The 19,775-nt window shown below is 47.0% G+C and carries 18 protein-coding genes and 1 pseudogene; 10 read left to right on the top strand and 9 right to left on the bottom strand.

What is annotated here, in order from left to right:
* Positions 1 to 257, top strand: a pseudogene (locus H9J30_RS21330) (hypothetical protein); the annotation flags it as partial.
* Here the strand turns inward: H9J30_RS21330 and H9J30_RS21325 are convergent.
* Positions 258 to 689: an Lrp/AsnC family transcriptional regulator gene (locus H9J30_RS21325; RefSeq protein ID WP_240132815.1), complete on the bottom strand. Its 432-nt coding sequence runs from the start codon at positions 687 to 689 to the stop codon at positions 258 to 260. It abuts the pseudogene before it with no gap.
* A 230-nt stretch (positions 690 to 919) separates the two neighbouring features.
* On the opposite strand from H9J30_RS21325, the gene yjeH reads away from it, so the two are divergent.
* On the top strand, positions 920 to 2,200 hold the full coding sequence (gene yjeH, locus H9J30_RS21320; protein ID WP_240132814.1) for an L-methionine/branched-chain amino acid transporter: 1,281 nt from the start codon (positions 920 to 922) through the stop codon (positions 2,198 to 2,200).
* Positions 2,201 to 2,273: 73 nt separating this feature from the next.
* On the opposite strand, the gene H9J30_RS21315 is transcribed toward yjeH, so the two are convergent.
* Positions 2,274 to 2,885: an energy transducer TonB gene (locus tag H9J30_RS21315; protein ID WP_240132813.1), complete on the bottom strand. Its 612-nt coding sequence runs from the start codon at positions 2,883 to 2,885 to the stop codon at positions 2,274 to 2,276.
* 306 nt (positions 2,886 to 3,191) lie between these two features.
* Between H9J30_RS21315 and H9J30_RS21310 the strand changes: the two genes are divergently transcribed.
* Positions 3,192 to 4,016, top strand: a complete 825-nt coding sequence (locus H9J30_RS21310; RefSeq protein WP_240132812.1) for an HDOD domain-containing protein — start codon at positions 3,192 to 3,194, stop codon at positions 4,014 to 4,016.
* Positions 4,017 to 4,184: 168 nt separating this feature from the next.
* Here the strand turns inward: H9J30_RS21310 and H9J30_RS21305 are convergent, their stop codons facing one another.
* Together H9J30_RS21305 and H9J30_RS21300 are read right to left on the bottom strand one after the other, a co-directional pair.
* Entirely contained in the window at positions 4,185 to 4,634 is a 450-nt protein-coding gene (locus tag H9J30_RS21305; RefSeq protein WP_240132811.1) for a tellurite resistance TerB family protein, read from the bottom strand.
* Positions 4,635 to 4,730: 96 nt separating this feature from the next.
* Positions 4,731 to 5,258, bottom strand: a complete 528-nt coding sequence (locus H9J30_RS21300; protein WP_240132810.1) for a DUF2780 domain-containing protein — start codon at positions 5,256 to 5,258, stop codon at positions 4,731 to 4,733.
* A 191-nt stretch (positions 5,259 to 5,449) separates the two neighbouring features.
* Here H9J30_RS21300 and H9J30_RS21295 point away from each other — a divergent pair, with 191 nt between their 5' ends.
* A complete protein-coding gene (locus H9J30_RS21295; RefSeq protein ID WP_240132809.1) occupies positions 5,450 to 6,157 on the top strand; it encodes a hypothetical protein in 708 nt (235 codons plus the stop codon).
* A gap of 35 nt (positions 6,158 to 6,192) precedes the next feature.
* Positions 6,193 to 7,647: a DUF4145 domain-containing protein gene (locus H9J30_RS21290; protein WP_240132808.1), complete on the top strand. Its 1,455-nt coding sequence runs from the start codon at positions 6,193 to 6,195 to the stop codon at positions 7,645 to 7,647.
* 3 nt (positions 7,648 to 7,650) lie between these two features.
* On the opposite strand, the gene H9J30_RS21285 is transcribed toward H9J30_RS21290, so the two are convergent.
* On the bottom strand, positions 7,651 to 8,001 hold the full coding sequence (locus tag H9J30_RS21285; protein WP_240132807.1) for a hypothetical protein: 351 nt from the start codon (positions 7,999 to 8,001) through the stop codon (positions 7,651 to 7,653).
* Between the two features lie 444 nt (positions 8,002 to 8,445).
* Here H9J30_RS21285 and H9J30_RS21280 point away from each other — a divergent pair, with 444 nt between their 5' ends.
* Complete coding sequence (locus H9J30_RS21280) at positions 8,446 to 10,317, top strand: methyl-accepting chemotaxis protein (protein ID WP_240132806.1); 1,872 nt, start codon at positions 8,446 to 8,448, stop codon at positions 10,315 to 10,317.
* Between the two features lie 62 nt (positions 10,318 to 10,379).
* Here H9J30_RS21280 and H9J30_RS21275 read toward each other — a convergent pair whose 3' ends face one another.
* Positions 10,380 to 11,345 (bottom strand): LysR family transcriptional regulator, encoded by a 966-nt coding sequence (locus tag H9J30_RS21275; protein WP_240132805.1) that lies wholly within the window; start codon positions 11,343 to 11,345, stop codon positions 10,380 to 10,382.
* Positions 11,346 to 11,460: 115 nt separating this feature from the next.
* On the opposite strand from H9J30_RS21275, the gene H9J30_RS21270 reads away from it, so the two are divergent.
* Together H9J30_RS21270 and H9J30_RS21265 are read left to right on the top strand one after the other, a co-directional pair.
* Positions 11,461 to 12,669: a multidrug effflux MFS transporter gene (locus H9J30_RS21270; RefSeq protein ID WP_240132804.1), complete on the top strand. Its 1,209-nt coding sequence runs from the start codon at positions 11,461 to 11,463 to the stop codon at positions 12,667 to 12,669.
* A gap of 126 nt (positions 12,670 to 12,795) precedes the next feature.
* The gene (locus H9J30_RS21265; protein WP_240132803.1) at positions 12,796 to 13,389 is read left to right on the top strand and encodes a tRNA-uridine aminocarboxypropyltransferase; all 594 of its coding nucleotides are present in this window, start codon (positions 12,796 to 12,798) and stop codon (positions 13,387 to 13,389) included.
* Between the two features lie 285 nt (positions 13,390 to 13,674).
* Here H9J30_RS21265 and pdgA read toward each other — a convergent pair whose 3' ends face one another.
* Positions 13,675 to 15,792 (bottom strand): diguanylate cyclase PdgA, encoded by a 2,118-nt coding sequence (pdgA, locus tag H9J30_RS21260; RefSeq protein WP_240132802.1) that lies wholly within the window; start codon positions 15,790 to 15,792, stop codon positions 13,675 to 13,677.
* Between the two features lie 296 nt (positions 15,793 to 16,088).
* Between pdgA and H9J30_RS21255 the strand changes: the two genes are divergently transcribed.
* Together H9J30_RS21255 and H9J30_RS21250 are read left to right on the top strand one after the other, a co-directional pair.
* Positions 16,089 to 16,442, top strand: coding sequence for a hypothetical protein (locus H9J30_RS21255; protein ID WP_240132801.1), 354 nt, complete (start codon positions 16,089 to 16,091; stop codon positions 16,440 to 16,442).
* An 88-nt stretch (positions 16,443 to 16,530) separates the two neighbouring features.
* Complete coding sequence (locus H9J30_RS21250; RefSeq protein ID WP_240132800.1) at positions 16,531 to 17,169, top strand: class I SAM-dependent methyltransferase; 639 nt, start codon at positions 16,531 to 16,533, stop codon at positions 17,167 to 17,169.
* Here H9J30_RS21250 and ftsZ read toward each other — a convergent pair.
* Positions 17,166 to 18,266 (bottom strand): cell division protein FtsZ, encoded by a 1,101-nt coding sequence (ftsZ, locus tag H9J30_RS21245; protein ID WP_240132799.1) that lies wholly within the window; start codon positions 18,264 to 18,266, stop codon positions 17,166 to 17,168. The genes H9J30_RS21250 and ftsZ overlap by 4 nt on opposite strands.
* 109 nt (positions 18,267 to 18,375) lie before the next feature.
* Positions 18,376 to 19,380 (bottom strand): helix-turn-helix transcriptional regulator, encoded by a 1,005-nt coding sequence (locus H9J30_RS21240; protein WP_240132798.1) that lies wholly within the window; start codon positions 19,378 to 19,380, stop codon positions 18,376 to 18,378.
* Positions 19,381 to 19,775 lie beyond the last annotated feature (395 nt).

Below are 19,775 nucleotides of genomic sequence, written 5' to 3'. Positions count from 1 at the left end.
TTGATAATATGGTGCTGCATTGTTTTTTTGAGTGCTGTAGAGTTTTGTTTGTAAAACAAGTATCTACTAATCAGCCTTTAGGGCAAGCCGAGCAACTGATTTTTACTTTAGCCGAACAATGGCGTAAGCAATATACCAATGCTGCAAACACAGATCCGCTAGCGCAATCGATGTGTTTGATGCTTGAGCGCTTGTCAAATCAACTGATTGCGCTTCGTCTAACCCAGCGACAACACACGCGTAATATGGGGGGGTAATTACTCCCCCAAATTATTTATCCACTCACTCATCACCACATGGGTTTTGATTTTGATGATATCTGTATGGGTATCAATGTATTCGCGGATCTCATGCAAGCGGCGCATTGAAGGCGCGTGGACATACACCAGCAAATCCATATCACCGGAAATACCGCGGCAGGTAATTACTTCGGGAATCGCATGGAACACATGCACAACATCAGCGCAGCGCGGACATTTATGTTGGATTTCGAAGTAGGCCGACACGCCTTCTTTTTGCGACTCACTCAGCAATACCTGATAGCCACGGATAACCCCAGTTTGTTCCAGCTTTTTAATCCGCTCCGCGACAGCACTTCGGGAAAGATTTACTTGTTCAGCAATACTCGAAACACTTTGGCGAGCATCTTGGCGTAGACAATGGATGATCGCGGTATCAAACTTATCCAACTTGGACTCCGATAAAAACGAGTGGTACAAAGCAAGAAGCACATCGCCAAGGCAGGCTAGTATCAGTTATACAAACAGCCAGAGCTAAGGTTGCGCCGTCATTTTGCCGGAAATATGCATTTTTTCCGTCATTTTGCCGGTGTTTGCCACTAAGAACACTGAGATTAACGGCAGATTGCGGCGTAGAATCTCACTATACTGACGGCTTCAAAACCACTGAATATTAACAGATGAACTCACATAGCGGAACTCATGGCGGAACGATAGGACGGTGGCAAGGGGCAGGCTTAATGGCCACCACTTTGCTTGGCACTGGGGTATTTATTCTCCCGCAAATGACAATTGCAAAAGCCCATGCTGGCGCACTTATCGCTTGGTCACTCCTTACCTTAGCCATTATTCCCGTCGCGCTGATTTTTGGCAGGCTGGCGAGTGTCTTTCCCCATGCAGCAGGGCCTGCTTATTTTGTCGAAAAGGCGTTTGGTCGAACCGCTGGCCGTACTATTGGACTGATTTTTTTGCTGGTGGTGCCTATGGGCGCGCCGGCCGCGATTTTGATGACTTTTCAGTTTGTTAATGCCCTGATCCCCCTCGATGGTTGGTCCAAGGTATCGGCAGAGGTGTTGGTGATCTTCGGCTTATTTTTGCTGAATTTACGTGGTATCCAAGTCTCGGCCAAACTGCAATTTGGCTTAACCCTCTGTATTGTCGCCATTGTGGTGGTGCTCTTCGGGGCTAGCAGTCTGCAGCCAGGGCATTTAACCTCACTCGCCAGCTATGGCATGCCACAAATCTCCACCATGATGATTGCCGCAGGTATCGCCTTTTGGAGCTTTTTAGGGATAGAGGCGATGACTCACCTTGCCGACGATTTTCGTCGTCCGCAGCAGGATATGATCCCGGCAATGATGATGGGTACTGTGTTGGTGGGCATTATTTATGTGGCCTGTACGCTGATTTTACTGTTAGTGCCTACCGATAAAAGCGTAGCGATGATCGGCGTATTCGATGCGCTTTTAGGGGGATACGGTGCGCAAGTGATTGGAGTGCTTGGGATTGCCAGCGGCCTTGCTACGGTAAATGTGTATGCCGCCAGTGCCGCACGCCTTGTGTGGAGCTTTAGTTGCGAAGGTATTTTACCGCGCTGTTTTGCGGTTAAGAATCGTCATGGTGTCCCCATCCGAGCCTTAGGCGCGTTACTGAGTGTGATGGCGAGTGTGATAGTGCTAACTCACACCACGGGCCAAGAGCTTGAACATCTTATTGCTTGGAGCAATGGCGTGTTCGTGGTGATCTATTTGATGGCGATGTTAGCCGCAGCTAAGTTATTGCCCCGCAGTAATATGCCTTTAGTAGTATTAGGTTGTGGTTTTTGCTTGGCGCTCGGAATTGCCCTTGGGGCGAGCATGGCCTATGTGTTGGTGTTAATCCTATGTGTTGCGCCATTCCTATGGTGGCAAAAGACCCATATCAGCCGCAAACAACCTTTAGTGGATAATAAGGTTTCTTAATACTTGACGATTTGAACTGCCAAGATTACCAAGACCAGAACGTACAGCTGTAAACGTTCTGGTCTATCAAGCATTAAATCTTTTGCTCCAGTTTAAAGTCGAGTTGTACTTGTTGGTTAAGTTGGGGAACGGCTTTGCCCGCATCAAACTTCGGCTTGTATTTCCAATTTTGTACCGCTGACAGTGCAGCCTTATCAAACACTCGCTTTGGATTGGCATCAAGCACGCGCACATTGCTTACAGTGCCTTCCGCCGTAATATCAAATCCCACGACCACATAACCTTCTTTACCATTCTGTGATGCTTCAATGGGGTAGCGAGGGGATACTTGCACCAGTGGCAAGGCTTCTGCTGACATGGACGATGGGGTAAAGAGAGTCGTTTGAATCGGCATTTCGGGGGTAAAAGTTTGGGGGCTAAAGTCGACGACTTCAGTGCTTTCGCCCGGAGTTGTGACCCGCTCCCTTGTTGGGATGGGCTTTGGCGGTTCGGGTTTGCGAGTTTCCTTCGGTGGAATTGGCGTTCGCTCGCTCATCAAAATATTGATTTGCGGCGCATCTGACGCTTGTCCGCTCAATGGCTGTGGATTATGGATAAGTTGCGCCATAAACACGAACAAACCCAAGGTGATTAATGCACTAACGACGATGATCCCAGTACGATTAACGATGACATTTTGCCCCATGATGCTTCCTTACAATGGATGAACAATATTTAATCTATATCATTCATTAGTTATTTTTAGAAACATTTATTTACAAACAAGTCTAATTATTGAGCGATAACCTATAAGGCAAAGCGTAAATCCCTGAGGTTTATTGAGCGTTGCAGAAGCATTCTGATGCTTTATGAGCGGAGTTTTTGCTTAGCTAGGAATGACTGATCGTTGGCGGAAAAGCTCTACACCCTATTGATAAGTCCTTATATCCTTGAGGGCGGGGCGAGATTTTGTGTTCTATATTTTGATCATTCACTAAGAAGGAGAATGAATATGGATTCCGCCGCGTTACTAAGCCGAGTTGATGAGTTACCCCGTTTACCTAAAGCCATCAGTGAATTACTTGAAGTCGTGAATGATGACAATGCAACAGTAAAAACCATTGCGACTAAGTTATCGCGTGATCCCTTAATCAGCGCCAAGGTACTCAGATTAGCCAACTGCGCCTATTATGGTCACAGTCGCGAGGTTGGCAGCATTGATGAGGCCGTTGTGCGCCTAGGTATGCAAACCTTGCGCACCCTAGTATTAGCCTCCGCGGTGATGGGTGCCGTGCCTAAATGCAATGGCGTTGATTTAGCACAGTTTTGGGGGCAAACCTTTGAAATCGCACTCTATAGTCAAGAGATGGCTAAACGGTGTGGTGTTCAGCCCGATGAGGCGTTTACCTGTGGAATTCTCCACCGTATTGGTGATTTATTGATTGCGGCAATTTCTCCAGAAGACGCTGAAAAAATTACCGAAGCTGTCGCGCAAGGTAAAGATAAGCATGCTTTTGAGCGTGAATTACTCGGTTACGACTCTCCTGATATTGGTGCGTTATTAGCACAAAACTGGAAGTTTACCCCAGCACTGGTGCAAGGCATTCTGTTTCAGGATCATCCCAAGGATTCAAACCCTTTTTCGAAATTGGCGGCATTGCTGTGTCTTGCCCATAAAGTGTTAGCTGATTGGGACACCATTGAGGATGACGACAAAACCAGCTGGTTATCGCAACTTGCGACCAAGAAAGGCTTAAAAATGGAGATGGGTGGGCTGCGAGTTAAGTTAACGGATCTCAGAGGTGTCGGTTTTGAGATAGGAAAGGCGCTGGCTTAGTATTTCTAGTAGACGTTTTAATCTAGCCTAGCCGCTGAAATCGAAACCCATTGAAGTGACTCACATAGCCTGAATAGCACGATTTGCTTTTCAGGCTTTTTATTATGGGGTTTTAGTCACTGAGTTTGATTGAGTTTGATTGAGTTTGATTGAGTTTGATTAAGTCACTTAGCTCGCATTGATAGCTTGATTACGCATCTGAATCAGTTCGCTGTGTTTGAGATACAGCAAATCAGCGGTGCGGCGGATGATCTGATCTTCGTACTGTGACAGTTGCCCGTCGGCATAGGCCAATTGCCACATGGCTAATAGCAACTGTTGCTTTTGCTCCAAGCTAAATTCGGCATTAATGGTATTGGTAAACTCAAATAATGAGGTGGCATTACCTTGGACTTTTTTGGCCTCTTCAATTAAATCATTAGCATCCTGCACTGACATCGAGAGGGTTTCCGTCAGCAGCTTAGGTAATAGTGTTCTTTCTTCTGCCGCGAGCGTCTCATCGGCAAACACCACTTCGAGCAACATGCTCGCTGCCGCTAATTTTAGCTGGTGGGCTTTCTCCTCTGGGGAGATGGCTTGGATATGGGATTGAAGGAATCGTTTCAGCTTCGCAATCATAAAGTGGCACTGCTCTGGCAAAAAGGAATAACTACATAGAGTGATTTTACACGCTAAAGTTCACCCTAAGTACGGGCTTAGGGTGAGGTGTAGTGATTAGCGTAGCGCGTTTAAGCCTTTCATCAGCAGATCAGAACTGCCTTCGGCACCATTGGTTTCAAGGTATGATTTAGCGATGTTGATCATCGGCATCGCTAATTCCTTAGAAATCCCAAGTTTTTCAAAGGCATCTAACACCATTGCACTGCCTTGCAGGGAAGAGCCAATATTACCAGCCTTAGAGAGCAAACCTGATACCCCTGAATTGCCATCGAGTTTAGGTGCCGCAGCTAATAGGCTATCGGCATTGGGAATACTGGCGGCTAATTTAGTGTAGTCATTGCTGCCTAAGCTAGATTGTGCAAGACCTAATAAACTGCCTAACCCGCCTTCGGCTTGGGTTTGACTTAACCCTAGTTGCGACATCACATTTCCCACTAATGCATTGGACTCGGTGACGGTACTGGTTGCCGGTTTTTCGGTTTTTGCTTGTGTGCCAGCGAGGTTATCTAACCAGCTTGCACTGGCGGGAGCGGCTAAAAGACAGGTGGTCATCAGCACTGATAGCGTGAAAGTATGTTTCATAAAGTGGCATCCTTTGAGGGTTTGCGCGCAACAAAGTAGACAGTGTAGCGGCTTTGAGACTTTTGTTGCAGCCCTTTTCTGTGATTTACGGTTCACTGAAGTGATTTGTGTTGTGCATTGGGCGGGGATTTTGGGTATCCTTAGCGGCAATTCACGGTGTTAATTTACTTCAATTATTTTTGGAAAGGCGCATGTCACTATCCGCAATTTTGACCGAAGCTTACTACTTTTTCCGTAATCATCTTACTCAGCTTGCCATGCTGACGGTGCCGCTACTATTAGTGCAGGTCGGTATTCAGCTATGGCTAGGAACCGAGATGAGCAAAGTTGATCTCGAAAATCCGCAATTTGGCGCGCCATTGATGATTGCCATGATGATCCTTCTGCTGCTTTTCTCGGTGCTGATTGCGGCTTTGACGCTGTTTTTAGATTTGAGATCTCAGGGGCATAACCCATCGCCAGGCATGGTACTGAAAGCAAGCTTACCTTTTGTGCCGCCTTTACTCTTAGCTGGTGTATTCTCAGGTTTGGCCATTTTAGCGCCTGTGATGTTATTCGCAGCCTTTGGCCCTATGTGGTTAGTGGGACTCGTTCTCAGTTTTTATCTGTTTGCCCGCCTTGCTTATGTGAACTTTATGGTGGTGGTTGAACGCTTAACGCCGCTGGAAGCCATTAAGGCAAGCTTTAGCTTTAGTGGCCCGATTGTATTAAAAACAATCGCCTTATTAATGCTTTATTTACCGCTGTCCGTGATTGGTAGCCAGCTTTCGGCCCTAGCCTCCTTTGGTGGTTTACCAGTACAAATGCTAGTGGATACTTTTATGGCATTTATTGGGTTATTCGTAAACTTGGCGCTGTTCCGTTTGTATATGGTGTCTAAAAAGCCGAGCGCAGAATAATTTCGACTGAGTGCAATCGATTGAGGTAAAGATTTATGGTGACAGAGGCTAAGTTACTGGATAGCGAATTTATCCAAAGGTTTTCGGCCTCTCTTCTCGATGATTACCTCAATGCCAAAAACTATGTGCAAGATGTGCCAACGCAGTCATTACTGCATATCCGCAGTTTTACCCATAGGCTGACAGAGTTGTTAGGGCAGAGTAAGGATGTCTCCTTCACTAGCCCTAATCTTTATGATCGCATCGAGCTGTTAAACCAAAAGCGACTGATCGATGTGAAGACCACCAGAGCCTTACATCGCCTTCGTGGTGACGGTAACCGTGGCGCCCACCCTGAGAAATACCACCTCACCCAAGAGCAATTACTCGCCTTAGCTCAAAAAGCCATTAAGGATGTGCTCGCTCTGGTGGAACACTTGTATCCGAAGGTGGTTGGCAGCGAGGCTCCCGCGTACCGTTTCCAAACCAGTGATGCCATAACGATAAAAGATCTCTGTTATCGCGCGGTGATGGAAGATGATCCCGAGGCGCAGTATCTTGTTGGTATATCCTTTAAAACCAAAGCATTAATGCTTAAGGAGCAAGAGATTGCCTTAGTCGAACAGTACTATGGAACTGAAGACGATAGCTCTGTTGTAAAAGAAGTCGCACAAAAAGCCAGTGACACCTTTGCTAAGGCCGCCTATTGGTTTGCCCTTGCAGCCCCAACACATATGCAAGCCCTCTATGAGCATGGGGTGAGTTTAATCCACGGTTACCAAGGTCAGGTCGATGCCATTAAGGGCGAGGCGGCGATTGCAAAGGCGGCAGAGGCGGGTGTGGTCAATGCGATGGCGCTGCTTGGTTATTTTTATCTGGTGGGCAGTGAGTCATTTAAGCCGGATTTAGCGCAAGCTAAACACTTTTTACAGCTGGCGGCTGAAGGTGAGCAAACCGAAGCCATGGCAAATTTAGGTGTTCTCTACTACCAAACAAAAGATCTACCTCAAGCCTATCATTTTATTAGTAAAGCTGCGCAGGCGGGTTATCCCCATGCTCAATATCATTTGGCCTTAATGCTCGCCAATGGTGATGGTTGTCAGCGAGATCCTATCGTCAGTGAGTATTGGATGGCCGAAGCGGCGGAGCAAGGTCAGCTCGATGCCATGCTCACCCGCGCGCAACATATGCTCAATGATGAAAATGGCTTAGGCGGCGACGTGAGTCAGGCAGAACGTTATCTGCGCGAAGTGATTAAATATGGCCACAGTGTGCCAGCCATGATTGAGCTCAGTATGGCGTTAGCTGACGGTATTTTGGGGCGCATCGATGTGGTGGGCTCTGCGGCGCTGTTAAATCTGGCGCGGCGCCATGCAAACACCAAAGAGGCCGAAATTATCGAGCCTCTGTGGCAATCACTTTCCTTACAAATTGATACTGTGCTGGAGATGACTCAAGATCCCGGCGAAATTCATACTCTTAATCGCGCCAAGGATCTGCTAAGCGTTTAGGGATTAGCCTTCATCTTTTTGATGTTCAAAGGTGCGACCACGGTACTGATCCGCATGGAGTTCTCGCACGACATTTGCGGTTTGATTACACGTCGAGGCTTGGCTTGCCGCTTCTCTTGCTTGTGCCTGCGCACGATGTGCTTGTTCACGGTTAAACTTGCTCAATTGGCGAGCCACATAAATACGGCTAAATAACACTAAACTGCCGAGAGCAATTGCGCCAAATAATAGAACAAAAGGCAATAAAAACAGGGATAAGCAGATCAAGCTGACAGTGACGGCCATCGCTAACCAAGCCCGAGGGCCGGAAATGCGTTGCTGAAATGGGCTCTGTTGAAATTGTTGATAAATCATAAGAACTCCTAATCAAAATGGGTGAGGCTGAAGGTGAGTAGCCCAAGGTGTTATGACGGGCTTAGCCAAATTGGCTTGTTCGAGAAGCCTCTCTCCCTCTGTTATGGAGGTTCAGTGTGCAATAAATAAACGATTTGAGTCACGTTAATTTGGGTTAATTTACGTTGTTTTACGTCGGTTGCATCGGTTTGTTGGAAAGTTGTGCTTGCTGTGACCCTTGGGTTGATATTTAGTTATGCTTTGATTGTTATTGGTTATCTTTATGTTTTTGCTTAAATATTTATTAATTTGGTGACGAGTGATTCTTTGTTTGCAGTGTAACATGTGCGAAAATTTAGGCTAATTTTTGATTGGCTTTGGCTAAAACTGTAATTTTTTTACAGTAAATGCCTGTCAGTCTTTCCACTCCTTCCTTTAAAGCTGTGTAAAACCGTAGATACCAACATGAACTCATACTCGCTTAAACAAAAGATCCTGATTTCGGTCGTGATTGCGCTTTCCCTCGTGATTGGCTTGCTGTCATGGCAAAGCTATTCCAGCCAAAAGTCATTGTTGTTGCAAAATAGTTTAGAACAGGTGCAGCGACTGGGCGATCAACAGGCTGAACGCATTCAAGAATGGCTCGCTGGACGTCAGGATATTGTGGGGGCGTTGGCATCTAAGGTTGCAGGTGACAGTTTAAACGCATTACAGCAGGCACAGGCTTCGGGCCGATTTCAGCTTACTTACTACGGAACGCAAGCGGGGCAGATGCTGGACTCCGACCTTAGCATAGACCGTACAGGTTATGATCCGAGAACTCGCCCTTGGTATAAGCAAGCGACAAATGAGCGTGGGCTTATCCTGACTAAGCCCTATGTCGATGTGGCATACAATGTGTTAGTAGTTACTATGGCGCAGGCGGTTTCCCAAGGTGTGGTTGGGGGCGATCTGTCGATTGCGAGTTTGGTAGAAAGCGTCAATCGTATGACCTTACCAGCCAATGGTTACGCCATTATGATGCACCAAGATGGCACTGTGATCGCTTACAAAGATGCCTCTAAAGCGATGAAGCCTGTAAGCGATATCGACAACGACCTTAACCATAATTTACCCCAACAGAGCCGTCAGGCGGGCACATGGCTGCCGATGTATTTCGAACATGAAAGCCGCGATAAGTTAGTTTGGGGTGTCGATATTCCCAATACCGATTGGGAACTGGTGATAGTGCTGGACAAAGAGACACTCGAGGCGCCATTAACCAATTTACTGCTGACTCAATTGGGTCTTTCAGCGGTGGTGTTATTGCTGAGCGTATTGGCTATTTCTTGGTTGGTGAATCTATTATTGGGGCCATTAGGACGCGTATCGCAGGCGCTTGCGCGCATTGCCGATGGTAACGGCGACTTAACCCAACGTATTGAGGTCGATACCCAAGATGAAGTGGGCGTACTGGCCGATAGTTTTAACCGTTTTGTCGGTAGTCAGCATCAACTGATCAGCCATATTCGCCATTTGGCCGGTGAGCTGGATGCGGATGCTGAGCGCAGTCTTAAAACCAACCATCTTGCCGTGGCCGAATTACAACGTCAGCAGCAGGAAGTCGCTATGGTCGCGACTGCGGTGACTGAAATGGCAAGCGCGACCAATGAAATTGCCGCCAATGCGGAAAATACCGCGACCGCGGCGCAGCAGTCGGCTGCAAGCAGTTTTCAAGGTAAAGAGTTAGTTAATAAAACCCGTAGTTCAATTAATTCCTTGGCTGATGAAGTGACTCAAGCGACTGAGGTCATTGAAGATTTAAGTCGCCATGCTCAGTCGATTTCTAGCATTTTAGCCACAATTCAAGGGATTGCGGAGCAGACCAACCTATTAGCCCTCAATGCGGCAATTGAGGCTGCCCGTGCTGGCGAGCAGGGCCGAGGCTTTGCGGTGGTCGCCGATGAGGTGCGGGTATTGTCGCGCCGGACTCAAGATTCCACCCAAGAAGTGCATGCAACCATTGAGACCTTGCAACGCACAACGGCGAAGGCTGTAAGCTTGATGGAAAGTAGTCAAATGTTAGCGGGCAATAGCGTTGAAGATGCCAATGCTGCGGCCAAGGCGCTGGAGGAAATCACCCAAGCTGTGAATGTGATTTCGGATATGGCGGGGCAAATTGCTACCGCCGCCGAGGAGCAAACCCAAGTGACAGGTGAAATCACCCAAAATACAGTGGCGATTAAGGATGTGACCGACGAAATCACCGAGGCGGCGAAGTCGGATCTCACTCAAGCGCAAGCATTAAAGGCGCGAGCGAACGATCTCAACGCTCAGGTTGCGACCTTTATTCTGTAAGTTTGCTTGAATAATAAAGCCCAGAATGGGTTAGTGTTCTGGGCTTTTTATGTAGTACTCAATTAACCCTGCGGCAGCATCAGCTTTTCGACACTTTGGCAGATCGTGTCGCGCATCCATTTATGGCCTTGATCTTCATCGTTGCGTTGATGCCACAAGAGCACATAAGCCATGGGCATAAACTCAAAGGGTAAAGGTAATAGTTTCAGTGGGTATAGCTTGCAGGCGTGCAGAGCAAAGCTTGAAGGCAAGGTAAATATCAAGTCACTGTGGGCGCAGACACTGGCCGCACCGTAAAAATCCGGAACTGTGGTGCTAATTTGGCGCCTGTGGCCGCGATCTGCAAGAAAATAGTCCAGTGCCCACCAATCACTTCCTTCGCAGCGAACCTGCACATGCGCCATATCCAAATACAAGGATAAATTCCACTGGGGTGACGTGAGTGCTGCCATCAAAGGATGATCTTGGCGCACTAGGCATACCTGCCGGTCGGTAAACAGAGTTTGGCAGGCAATGCCTTCAGGCAGGCGATCTGTGTGTGGATCGGAAAGCGGATGGAGATCGCGCCCCGAAATCCCAAAGTCAATTTGCCCTTGCTGTAAATCGTGCATCGACTTTTCGGTCCAGACATAAGAGTCGAGTTTTATATTGGGCGCGGTGTTTAGCAGCGGACCAATAAAATAGGGAATCAAGGTTTCGTAGGCGCTTTCAACCATGGCAAAGGAAAACTGCCTGTTACTACTGGCCGGATTGAAGGTTGGCGGTTGGGTCAGTTGATATAAATCCTGCAAAATATTAGGCAGCTTTTGCCCTATATTTAGCGCATGGGCTGTGGGTTTTAGCCCGTGGGCTGTGCGTTGGAACAGGGGATCATCTAAGGTGTCTCGCAGGCGATTCAAGCTCTTACTCAGCGCAGATTGACTAATATGCAAACGACTTGCTGCGCGGGTAACACTCTGCTCTTCAAGCAAAACCTTCAATATCACCAGTAGGTTGAGATCGATTCTGGCTAAGTTGTCGAGATTCATAGATATTCCTCAGAGGAAATTCACTTTGGAAATTATACCATTTCTGTTCATACCTTGAGTTATTTAAACTAGCGCCCACTGAAATACCTTTTATTGTTTAACCGAGATAAGTGTTATGCGGCGCAATCTGTTACCTATTTTGATGTCTTTGGTGTTACTCAGCCCATTGGCAATTGATATTTATCTACCCTCTATGCCCACTATGGCGGCAGAGTTCGCCGTATCTGCCAGTGAAGTGCAGTCCACGCTGGTATTGTTTTTATTTGCTATGGGTGTGGGGCAGATATTGATTGGCCCATTAGCCGATCGTTACGGACGTCGCCCAGTCGCACTCTTTGGCGTGTTGCTCTATGGCGCCAGCAGTTTGCTTGCCGCCGCCGCGATTGAATTCCATTGGTTACAAATTGCCCGTGTGCTACAAGGATTAGCGGCCTGTTCGACCTCAATTGTGGTCTTTAGTGCGGTGCGCGATTGTTATTCGCCGAAGGAAGGCGCCAAGATTTACAGTTACTTAAATGGTGCTATCTGCGTGATCCCGGCACTGGCGCCAACCTTAGGGGGGCTGTTGGCTATGCAGTTTGGCTGGCGTTCAACCTTTGTGTTTATGACCTTGTACGCGATTTTGATGATGCTATTGGTGGGATACCGTTTACCGGAAACTCGCCCAGCCAATACCGTGAGTACTGGACCTTTGTACCGTTGGAGCCGTTATAAACCCGTACTGAGCAATACCCATTTCCTGTTCTATGCCTTTGCTTGCATGTCGGCAATGGCGGCGATTTTAAGTTATGTGTCTTACTCTCCCGTATGGCTTATCGGCCATCTAGGGGTATCCGAGCTGGCTTTTAGCGGTTTATTTGGATTGAATGCTTTGGTCAATATCGGTGCTTGTTTTGCTGCACCAGTGGTGATCCGTAAATTAGGTAATCGTCCAACCGCCATCCTCGCTTTAGCACTGTTGGTGCTGTCGGCGATATTGATTGTGATGGCACAGACCTTTGGCCCGAGTGCTGGAATGGCTGCTGCCTTTGCCTTTATGTTGCCTATGATGTTGTTATGTATTGGTTTTGCATTCCTGTTAGGCCCAGCAACCAGTATGGCACTGTCTGCCTTTGGCGAGCGTGCAGGCACCGCAACGGCAATGTTAGGTTTTATCCAAATGAGTGGCGCATCCGTCATCGCAGGCTTAGTGCAGCAAACAAACCTGACCGCCCCCTATGCGGTGGCGTTAGTGATGGGATTTTTCTCTATCGGATTACTTTCAATGATGGCGCTCAGCCGATTTGACCACTGGCACCAAGAGCAGTTAGTCGCCGAGCATTAATAGGCCCTAAACGGCTAACCTAAGATACACCCTTTGCCCGTAGCTTATTTGACCAGAGCTACGGGCATTTTTTTATGATAATTCAAGCTGCTATACTGCTTGAAATTGTGTTATCGAGAACTCGCTGTGAGCCGCCACTATTGCCCCACTTGCTGTTATCCGATGAATGCGTGCTTATGCTCCCATGTGCAGCAGATAAAACCGCAGACGCAGCTGTTGGTATTACAGCATCCCTGTGAAGTCGAACATAAAAAGAATAGTGTTAGGGTGTTAAGCCTAGTGATCCCCGATACTCAAGTGTATGTAGGTGAGTCTGAGGCGGATTTTGCCGCGCTGCGGGCGCAATTAAGCCGATGTCAGCGCCCTATCTATCTTGTATATCCCTCGGAACAGAGTGTGAGTGTTGAACAACAGATGATTAGTGCAGATTGCGTGCTGTTGTTGATCGATGGCACTTGGCGCAAAGCCTTTAAAATATTGCAATTAAATCCATGGTTGGCGCAATTACCCGCGGTGCATTTGCCCGAAGGTTATGCATCAAGGTATAAGATCCGCAAATCGAGCCGTAGCGATAGCCTATCAACCTTAGAAGCGAGTGCTTATATGCTCAAAGCGCTTGATAAGGGCTTAGATGTGAGCCCATTATTGGCGGCGTTTGATGCTATGGTTGCGCTTAGACTTGAGGCGATGCCCGCTGAGGTGAGGTTGCGCTATGATTAATTTCACTTTTTAGAATTGCTCTAAGTGATTTTCAATTTTTGCATTTTTGAGACTCTGTACGAATTAAAATAGTTAAAATCTTATTCAGATCACGCTAACGTAACGTAAAACAAGGTTTAATAGTGGCGATTCATTTGCACTGCAAATGATGAGATAGCTTTGCCAGCCAATTGCTTTGCAGGGGAGTGATTCCATATTTTATGGTGTGCTGGCAGGGCTATCGAGCCCCGCATTTATACTTCTTTATTATCTGAATGAATAATATTAACGTATTGATTTTAAAGCCTAGGCAATGCACTTCTCGGCTAAGTAGGCCTGTGTAAATTGTTCTACGGAGCTTGGGTAACCAAATAAAAAGCCTTGGGCAAAACCTCGCCCCATATGGGTGATGATATCTTTTTGTTGCTGAGTTTCTATCCCCTCAGCCACGAAGTGGATGTCGAGTGCCTGAGCTAATTGCACTATGGCATGGCAGAGTTTTTGTCCCGAGGCGTCATTTAAACGCAGGGCAAATTCCGCATCAATTTTTACGCTGTCAATCGGCAAGGTGCCCAAGCGACTGAGCGAAGACAGACCCGTGCCAAAGTCATCAATGGCAATACCCACCCCGAGGGCTTTGATCCGTTCTAACGTATGTCTAGCAAGCTCAGGTTGGCGTAGAAGTGCGGACTCAGTAATTTCTAAAATTAATGCCTCAGCGGGTAAGGCAACCATTTCAAGAGCGCTAACGACTTGACCGACAAAGTCCACATGCTCCAATTGTAATGGCGATACGTTAACCGAAATTTTAAAATCGGGTTGGTATTGTGCTCGCCATACTGATGCCTGCTTACAGGCTTGTTCGAGTGCCCATTGCCCAATGCTGACAATCAGGCCTGTTTCTTCCAGCAAAGGCACAAACTCAGCGGCTTCATAATGCTCAGTTGGGGATTTTTGCCAACGCAACAGCGCTTCAGCACCAATCGGTTCGTTAGTATGTAAATCGACTATGGCTTGGTAGGCAAGTTTAAACTGCTTTAGGCTGTGAGCATGTCTTAGGTTATTGATAAGTTTTAACTTTAGCTCTGCAGCTTGGCTCATTGATTTATCGTAAAACACTAAATGAGGCTGGTTCTTTTTAGCGCAATACATGGCGGTATCGGCCAAGCTAATCAGTTGGCCAGCTTGATCACTGTGTGTTGGGAAAAGTGCGATACCGATACTGGTGCCAAGGAAGAATTTTTGGCCTTCAATTTCAAACGGGCTATCGAATAAACTTAAAATTTGTTCGGCAAACAGCTGAATTTCTTCCTTACAATTGCAGTCTTGCAACACTAAGGTAAATTCATCGCCCCCCATACGAGCAATATCCGCTTTTTCAATGCAACCGGCTTCTAATCGTGCCGCGACCAGTTGTAATACTCTATCGCCCATGGAATGGCCAAAACTGTCATTAATATTTTTAAAACCGTTTAGGTCCAAAAACATCAGTGCACCAAGGGCGAGGGGATCGTCCTTTAATTTGTCGAGGGCGCCATTAAGGATCTGTTTAAGATGAAAACGATTTGGCAACCCTGTTAAGGTGTCATACATGGCACGGGTAGTGAGTTGTGTTTCGAGCAGTTTTTTAGTGCTGATATCACTGAAAATATTTACATGATATTGAATACCATCAGTTTCGATACGGCGGCTACTTTGCCAAGCGGGAAAAGTACTGCCATCAGAGCGCTGCTTCTGGGTTTCACCCTGCCAAAATCCACGTTGTTTCAAGGCAAGCTGGCATTCGTTTTCCGCTCTGGCATTGGTTGGGTTAGCCTCTAAAAATTCAGGATTTTTATTAATGAGTTGTTCGGCGCTGTAGCCGCAAATTCGGCACATCGCTTTATTTACCGCTAGTACTCGATTGCTCGTGTCAGTGATATAAACAGCCTCGGCGCTTTCCTCCAAGGTCGTTGATAGAATCTCTTTTGGAATATGGGCGAAACCGTCGGCAATGGCTGGCCTGACTTGGGTTCTACGGTTTAACGCTTGTAGCTCTACCAGTACAACAGGCTGTTGCTGTAAATAGCAGCGATAGAGGTTCACCCTAGTAGGTAGTTCATTACCCTGTTGGTTAAGGTGAAGCCAGCTAAACTCGACATTGATGCCTGATACGGCTTCAAGGATCATCTCCCGCGCAAATTCAACGCTATTACGTCCAGATGATTGAATTCTAGGGGAAAAATCATAGGGTGTTGCATTGACAAAGGCATCATACTCAGTGCCAAAATAATCCAAAGTGGCACTGTTTGCACTAATAAAGCAAAAACCTTGAATCAAGGCGAGGGGAGTTTTATGGGGATTAGCTCGCCACAGCGACAGCTTTTCTTGCAACAGAGGATCATCTGTTGTGAGTTTATTCAGCAAGTGTTGCCATCGAATCATTAGGATACTCCCTCGGTGACACTGATTAAGGTCACATCCTTTCCCTTAGTTTGCTTGAATCAAAAGTTTGCTTGTATCAAATCGTACATCATTCATATGGGGTTAAAAATAAACCGAATCGATGTTTTGCTCAAATATAAATTAAAAAATAACAGTTTAAGATAACTTTATTTTATTTGCTGAAGCGAAAATAATGCTAACTGATCACGGCAAAATAATGATTTATGCTATGTTTTGCTCGGCAAACTCAGTTAGCAGTGGCAATAAGGTGAACAAGGATTCAAGGGGAATATAGGATGCAAAGAGTCATTAAAACCATCTTTTTAGGGATGTGTCTTGGCGCGTTATTGCCCGCGGCACATGCAGCGGAGCAAGCCAAACCTCGGTTAACCTTGGAGCAAAGGGCTGATAAGGCCCGTATCGATTCTGAGCGAGTCGAACAGGCACAACTCGAAAAAGCACGCCAAGCAGCAAGCGAGACAAGGTCGCGGGAAGAAAAAATAAAACAGCAAACCAATCCGCATGATTGGGAAGTGCAACAAAAGCTCAAGGCGCAAAAGCAATTTGATGAAAGGGAAAGCCGTGAGCAAAAATATCTGCAAGAAGCCAAGGAAGCTGCAGCCAAAGAGCGTAAAATCCCTAAACCTTAGCGGTACTAGCTCAGACCTTAGTTGTTAATCATTATCTACCTAAAGGCAATATCGCTGTTTGCCTTACGACTCTTGTAGGATACTGCTGTTGAATACCTGTCCGCTGTGCCATAGTGCCGATTTAGTTGCCTATCACCAAGATAAACGCCGCCATTACCAACAGTGCCTGCACTGTGCCTTGGTGAGCGTACCCGCCGAGTTTTATCTAAGCCCTGAAGCGGAAAAAGCCGAATATGATAAGCACGAGAATCACCCGCAGGATCTCGGTTATCAGCAGTTTCTAGACAGAACCCTCGCCCCCTTATTGGCGCGTTTTGAATCCTCTGCATTGGGACTGGATTTTGGTTGTGGTGAAGGCAAAACCTTAAGCCTGATGGCCAAAGCACGGGGTTACCGTATCGAAAACTATGATCTTTATTATGCCAATGATCATAAGGTTCTCACTTGCCAATACGATTTTATTACCCTTACCGAAGTGATTGAGCACGTAAGTGATGCCGATGCTTTGCTGACTCAGTTAAAGGGGATGCTCAAACCCAAGGGCATTTTAGCCGTGATGACCAAGCGAGTGCTTAATCCCACGGCATTTAGCACTTGGCATTATAAAAATGATCCCACTCATATTAACTTTTACTCCGAAGCCACTTTTCAGTGGCTTGCCGAGCATTATGGTTGGCGGCTCGAAGTGATAGATAAAGACGTGGTGTTTTTGCATCAAGCCCACTAATGCGTCGGAGGCTTTTGTTGGCGCAAATAGGTCGGGATTTGCAAATTATCCACATCGTATTTAGCTTGCAGCGGTTCTGGCACATGTAGGGCTGGACGCTTAATAAAGTCATGCACATTGATATAGCTATCCTCAATAATCTGTACGGGTTCTGGCTTTGCTGTCTGCTCTAATCCAATACCCGTTGCAATCACCATGATTTCAAGCTCCGACTCGAGATCCGGATTGATGGTTAACCCAATAATCACCAAGGCATCTTTGGGTAATTGCTCATGCACTGTGGCACCGATTTGGTTGTATTGACTGAGTTCGATGGTGTCTTTGGCTACCACACTGACAATCGCAGCTTGCGCTTGATTTAGCTGGATATTATCGAGCAGGGGATGTTGCATGGCGCGTTTAACGGCTGAGACTAGATCGTCATCCGCCTTAAGGTTACTCACGCCCATGGCCGCACGGCCTTGGCGACTGATGACGGAAATAAAGTCATTTAAATCAATATTGATAAGCCCAGCTTGGCTAATGGTAGTGGCAAGCCCAAGTAGTACATCTTGCAAAATTTTATTGCTCTCCTTAAAGGCGTTAAGCAAGGTGACTTTGGCCCCGAGTACCTCGGCAAGCTTGTCATTGGGGAGTACGATAACAGCATTGGCACTTTCCAATAATGCTTGTAATCCCGCCTCGGCATTGGCCGCTCTATGTTGCCCCTCAAAACTAAAGGGGGTAGTGACGACGGCGATGACGGGTTTCGATAGTTCTCGGGCGAGTCTTGCGACCTGTGGAAGTGCACCAGTGCCCGTTCCGCCACCTAAACCCGCAGTCAGAAATACAATATCCGCGTGCTGCATTTGCTGACTTAATTCCTGGGCCGATTCAATCGCAGCCGCACAACCGACATCAGGTTTAGCGCCAGCGCCTAAGCCTCTGGTGGTTTGCGGGCCAATTTGAATGCGGGCGTGGCTGTTGGTGGCCGCCATGGCTTGCGCGTCGGTATTGACCGAGACCAGTTCGACGCTTGGCGGCAGATTGGCGTGGCTGAGTTGATTAATGGTATTGCAGCCGCAGCCTCCTACACCCAACACGGTTAATTTGGGCATAGTGCTAGCGGATCCTTCACTGATAAGTTCAAACATGGTGATTCTCACGGTTAGCTATTATGTCTTAAGGCTAACCTTGAGTAGCGACTAGGCTTGTCGCATCAAACACTTAAACCGCAGAAAGATATTTGGCATACATTTTTTGGCTTAAGGCTGCAAAATGCTCCCGCAGTTTTGCTGGGGCTAATACCTCAACGGTGTCGGCCATTTCCCATAGCGCCGCGCGAAGTTTTGGGGTGTCATTGACCTCAGCCGTTACATAAAAGCGCCCATCCTCACGTAATTGCATGGTTTGGTTTTCGCTAAATTTAGCTTCACGCATGATAAAACTTGCCCGATCGGCGAGCAGTAATTCGAGGTGAATTTTTTCACCACTTAGACCTTGGGCGGTTTTATTAATATCAAAATCTGCACTCGCCACCGCCGGGGTCGACAGTAACTGAGCGTTACGCAGTAAACCTATCGGTTTATGATGGCGGCGCTTATCAAAACGGCCAATGGTAAAGGCGAGCAGCGCAACACCGTCGCGGATTAAAATTCCCTGTGGATTGATGGGGTTGTAATGCAGCCAATCCATTTTGCCATTGATCCGTTTTTTTATATCGCAGCTAATTTGCTTTTTATCCAAAATCGCCTGTTGTATTACCTCTAGGGATTTAGGTTCGTGCTGCGGCAGGATAAAGGGATAAGGCTCTGGGAGCTGTGCAACTCGGCAAGCCCAATAAAGCCAAGGATTCTCAGGATCGCTAGCCAGCACTTGATCGGCTCTGTCGAAATAGGGTTGCAGTTGTTGCAAGCTTTGCGGCGGCATCAACTGGCTTGCACTTCGCTTTAAGGTGGTTAATGCCAGCGCCATATGTTGATCCATTAACTCCAGATTAAGGCCACGCCAGCAAGATTCAATCGACCAACCATAGGGCTTGTTTCTGTCATCGAGGCGCAAGCCAAAGGTGCCCATTTCATACATCGCCTTGAGATCCCGCTGGACTGAACGCTTACTGATATCTTGCGTGCGGTTTGCCAGTCGCTCGACTAATTCATTCACCGAAATTTTGCGCGGAGCCCGCGGGATTAAGCTGAGTAGGGTCACTTGACGCTGAAAATTAGGCTGCATATTAATTGATAAGTTATAGGCTTATGCTCGAATATCCGTATATTAATCAATAGCTGCGACAAAAGCTGTCGTAGCTTTTGAGCTTTGGCCTATAAATGATGCTTAAAAGTGAGGGAGAGTTAAAAGCAGTGAAACAGAATCACCTAATCTCGTTTATCCGCCAAACTTTGCTATTTGGCATTGGCAGTTAGCTAACGCAGTTTGCCCCAAAGCGAGATAAGTTTGTCGTCAGGTGTGTAGGATGAATTGTCATTGTTTCCCCTGTGACACGCCACCCTTTGATTTCACAAGAAGCATCCCTGAGGGCTCGACGGCGGCATCTGCTGTACATGGATGTACGAATGCCGCGATCACATGGATGTGAAAGAGCGGCCATGCCGCCAACGGTCACAGTT

This window comes from Shewanella cutis (assembly GCF_022410515.1).
GTDB classification, from domain to species: domain Bacteria; phylum Pseudomonadota; class Gammaproteobacteria; order Enterobacterales; family Shewanellaceae; genus Shewanella; species Shewanella cutis.
This window is presented reverse-complemented; position numbering and strand designations above follow the sequence as displayed.

Bases quoted from the DNA above. Each gene is read 5' to 3' on its own strand.
- H9J30_RS21290 (WP_240132808.1), top strand. From the start codon at position 6,193: ATGGTGACAGAGGCTAAGTTACTGGATAGCGAATTTATCCAAAGGTTT.
- H9J30_RS21315 (WP_240132813.1), bottom strand. From the start codon at position 2,885: ATGGGGCAAAATGTCATCGTTAATCGTACTGGGATCATCGTCGTTAGT.
- H9J30_RS21270 (WP_240132804.1), top strand. From the start codon at position 11,461: ATGCGGCGCAATCTGTTACCTATTTTGATGTCTTTGGTGTTACTCAGC.
- H9J30_RS21275 (WP_240132805.1), bottom strand. From the start codon at position 11,345: ATGAATCTCGACAACTTAGCCAGAATCGATCTCAACCTACTGGTGATA.
- pdgA (WP_240132802.1), bottom strand. From the start codon at position 15,792: ATGATTCGATGGCAACACTTGCTGAATAAACTCACAACAGATGATCCT.
- H9J30_RS21310 (WP_240132812.1), top strand. From the start codon at position 3,192: ATGGATTCCGCCGCGTTACTAAGCCGAGTTGATGAGTTACCCCGTTTA.
- ftsZ (WP_240132799.1), bottom strand. From the start codon at position 18,266: ATGCCCAAATTAACCGTGTTGGGTGTAGGAGGCTGCGGCTGCAATACC.
- H9J30_RS21300 (WP_240132810.1), bottom strand. From the start codon at position 5,258: ATGAAACATACTTTCACGCTATCAGTGCTGATGACCACCTGTCTTTTA.
- H9J30_RS21280 (WP_240132806.1), top strand. From the start codon at position 8,446: ATGAACTCATACTCGCTTAAACAAAAGATCCTGATTTCGGTCGTGATT.
- H9J30_RS21255 (WP_240132801.1), top strand. From the start codon at position 16,089: ATGCAAAGAGTCATTAAAACCATCTTTTTAGGGATGTGTCTTGGCGCG.
- H9J30_RS21305 (WP_240132811.1), bottom strand. From the start codon at position 4,634: ATGATTGCGAAGCTGAAACGATTCCTTCAATCCCATATCCAAGCCATC.
- H9J30_RS21285 (WP_240132807.1), bottom strand. From the start codon at position 8,001: ATGATTTATCAACAATTTCAACAGAGCCCATTTCAGCAACGCATTTCC.
- H9J30_RS21240 (WP_240132798.1), bottom strand. From the start codon at position 19,380: ATGCAGCCTAATTTTCAGCGTCAAGTGACCCTACTCAGCTTAATCCCG.
- yjeH (WP_240132814.1), top strand. From the start codon at position 920: ATGAACTCACATAGCGGAACTCATGGCGGAACGATAGGACGGTGGCAA.
- H9J30_RS21295 (WP_240132809.1), top strand. From the start codon at position 5,450: ATGTCACTATCCGCAATTTTGACCGAAGCTTACTACTTTTTCCGTAAT.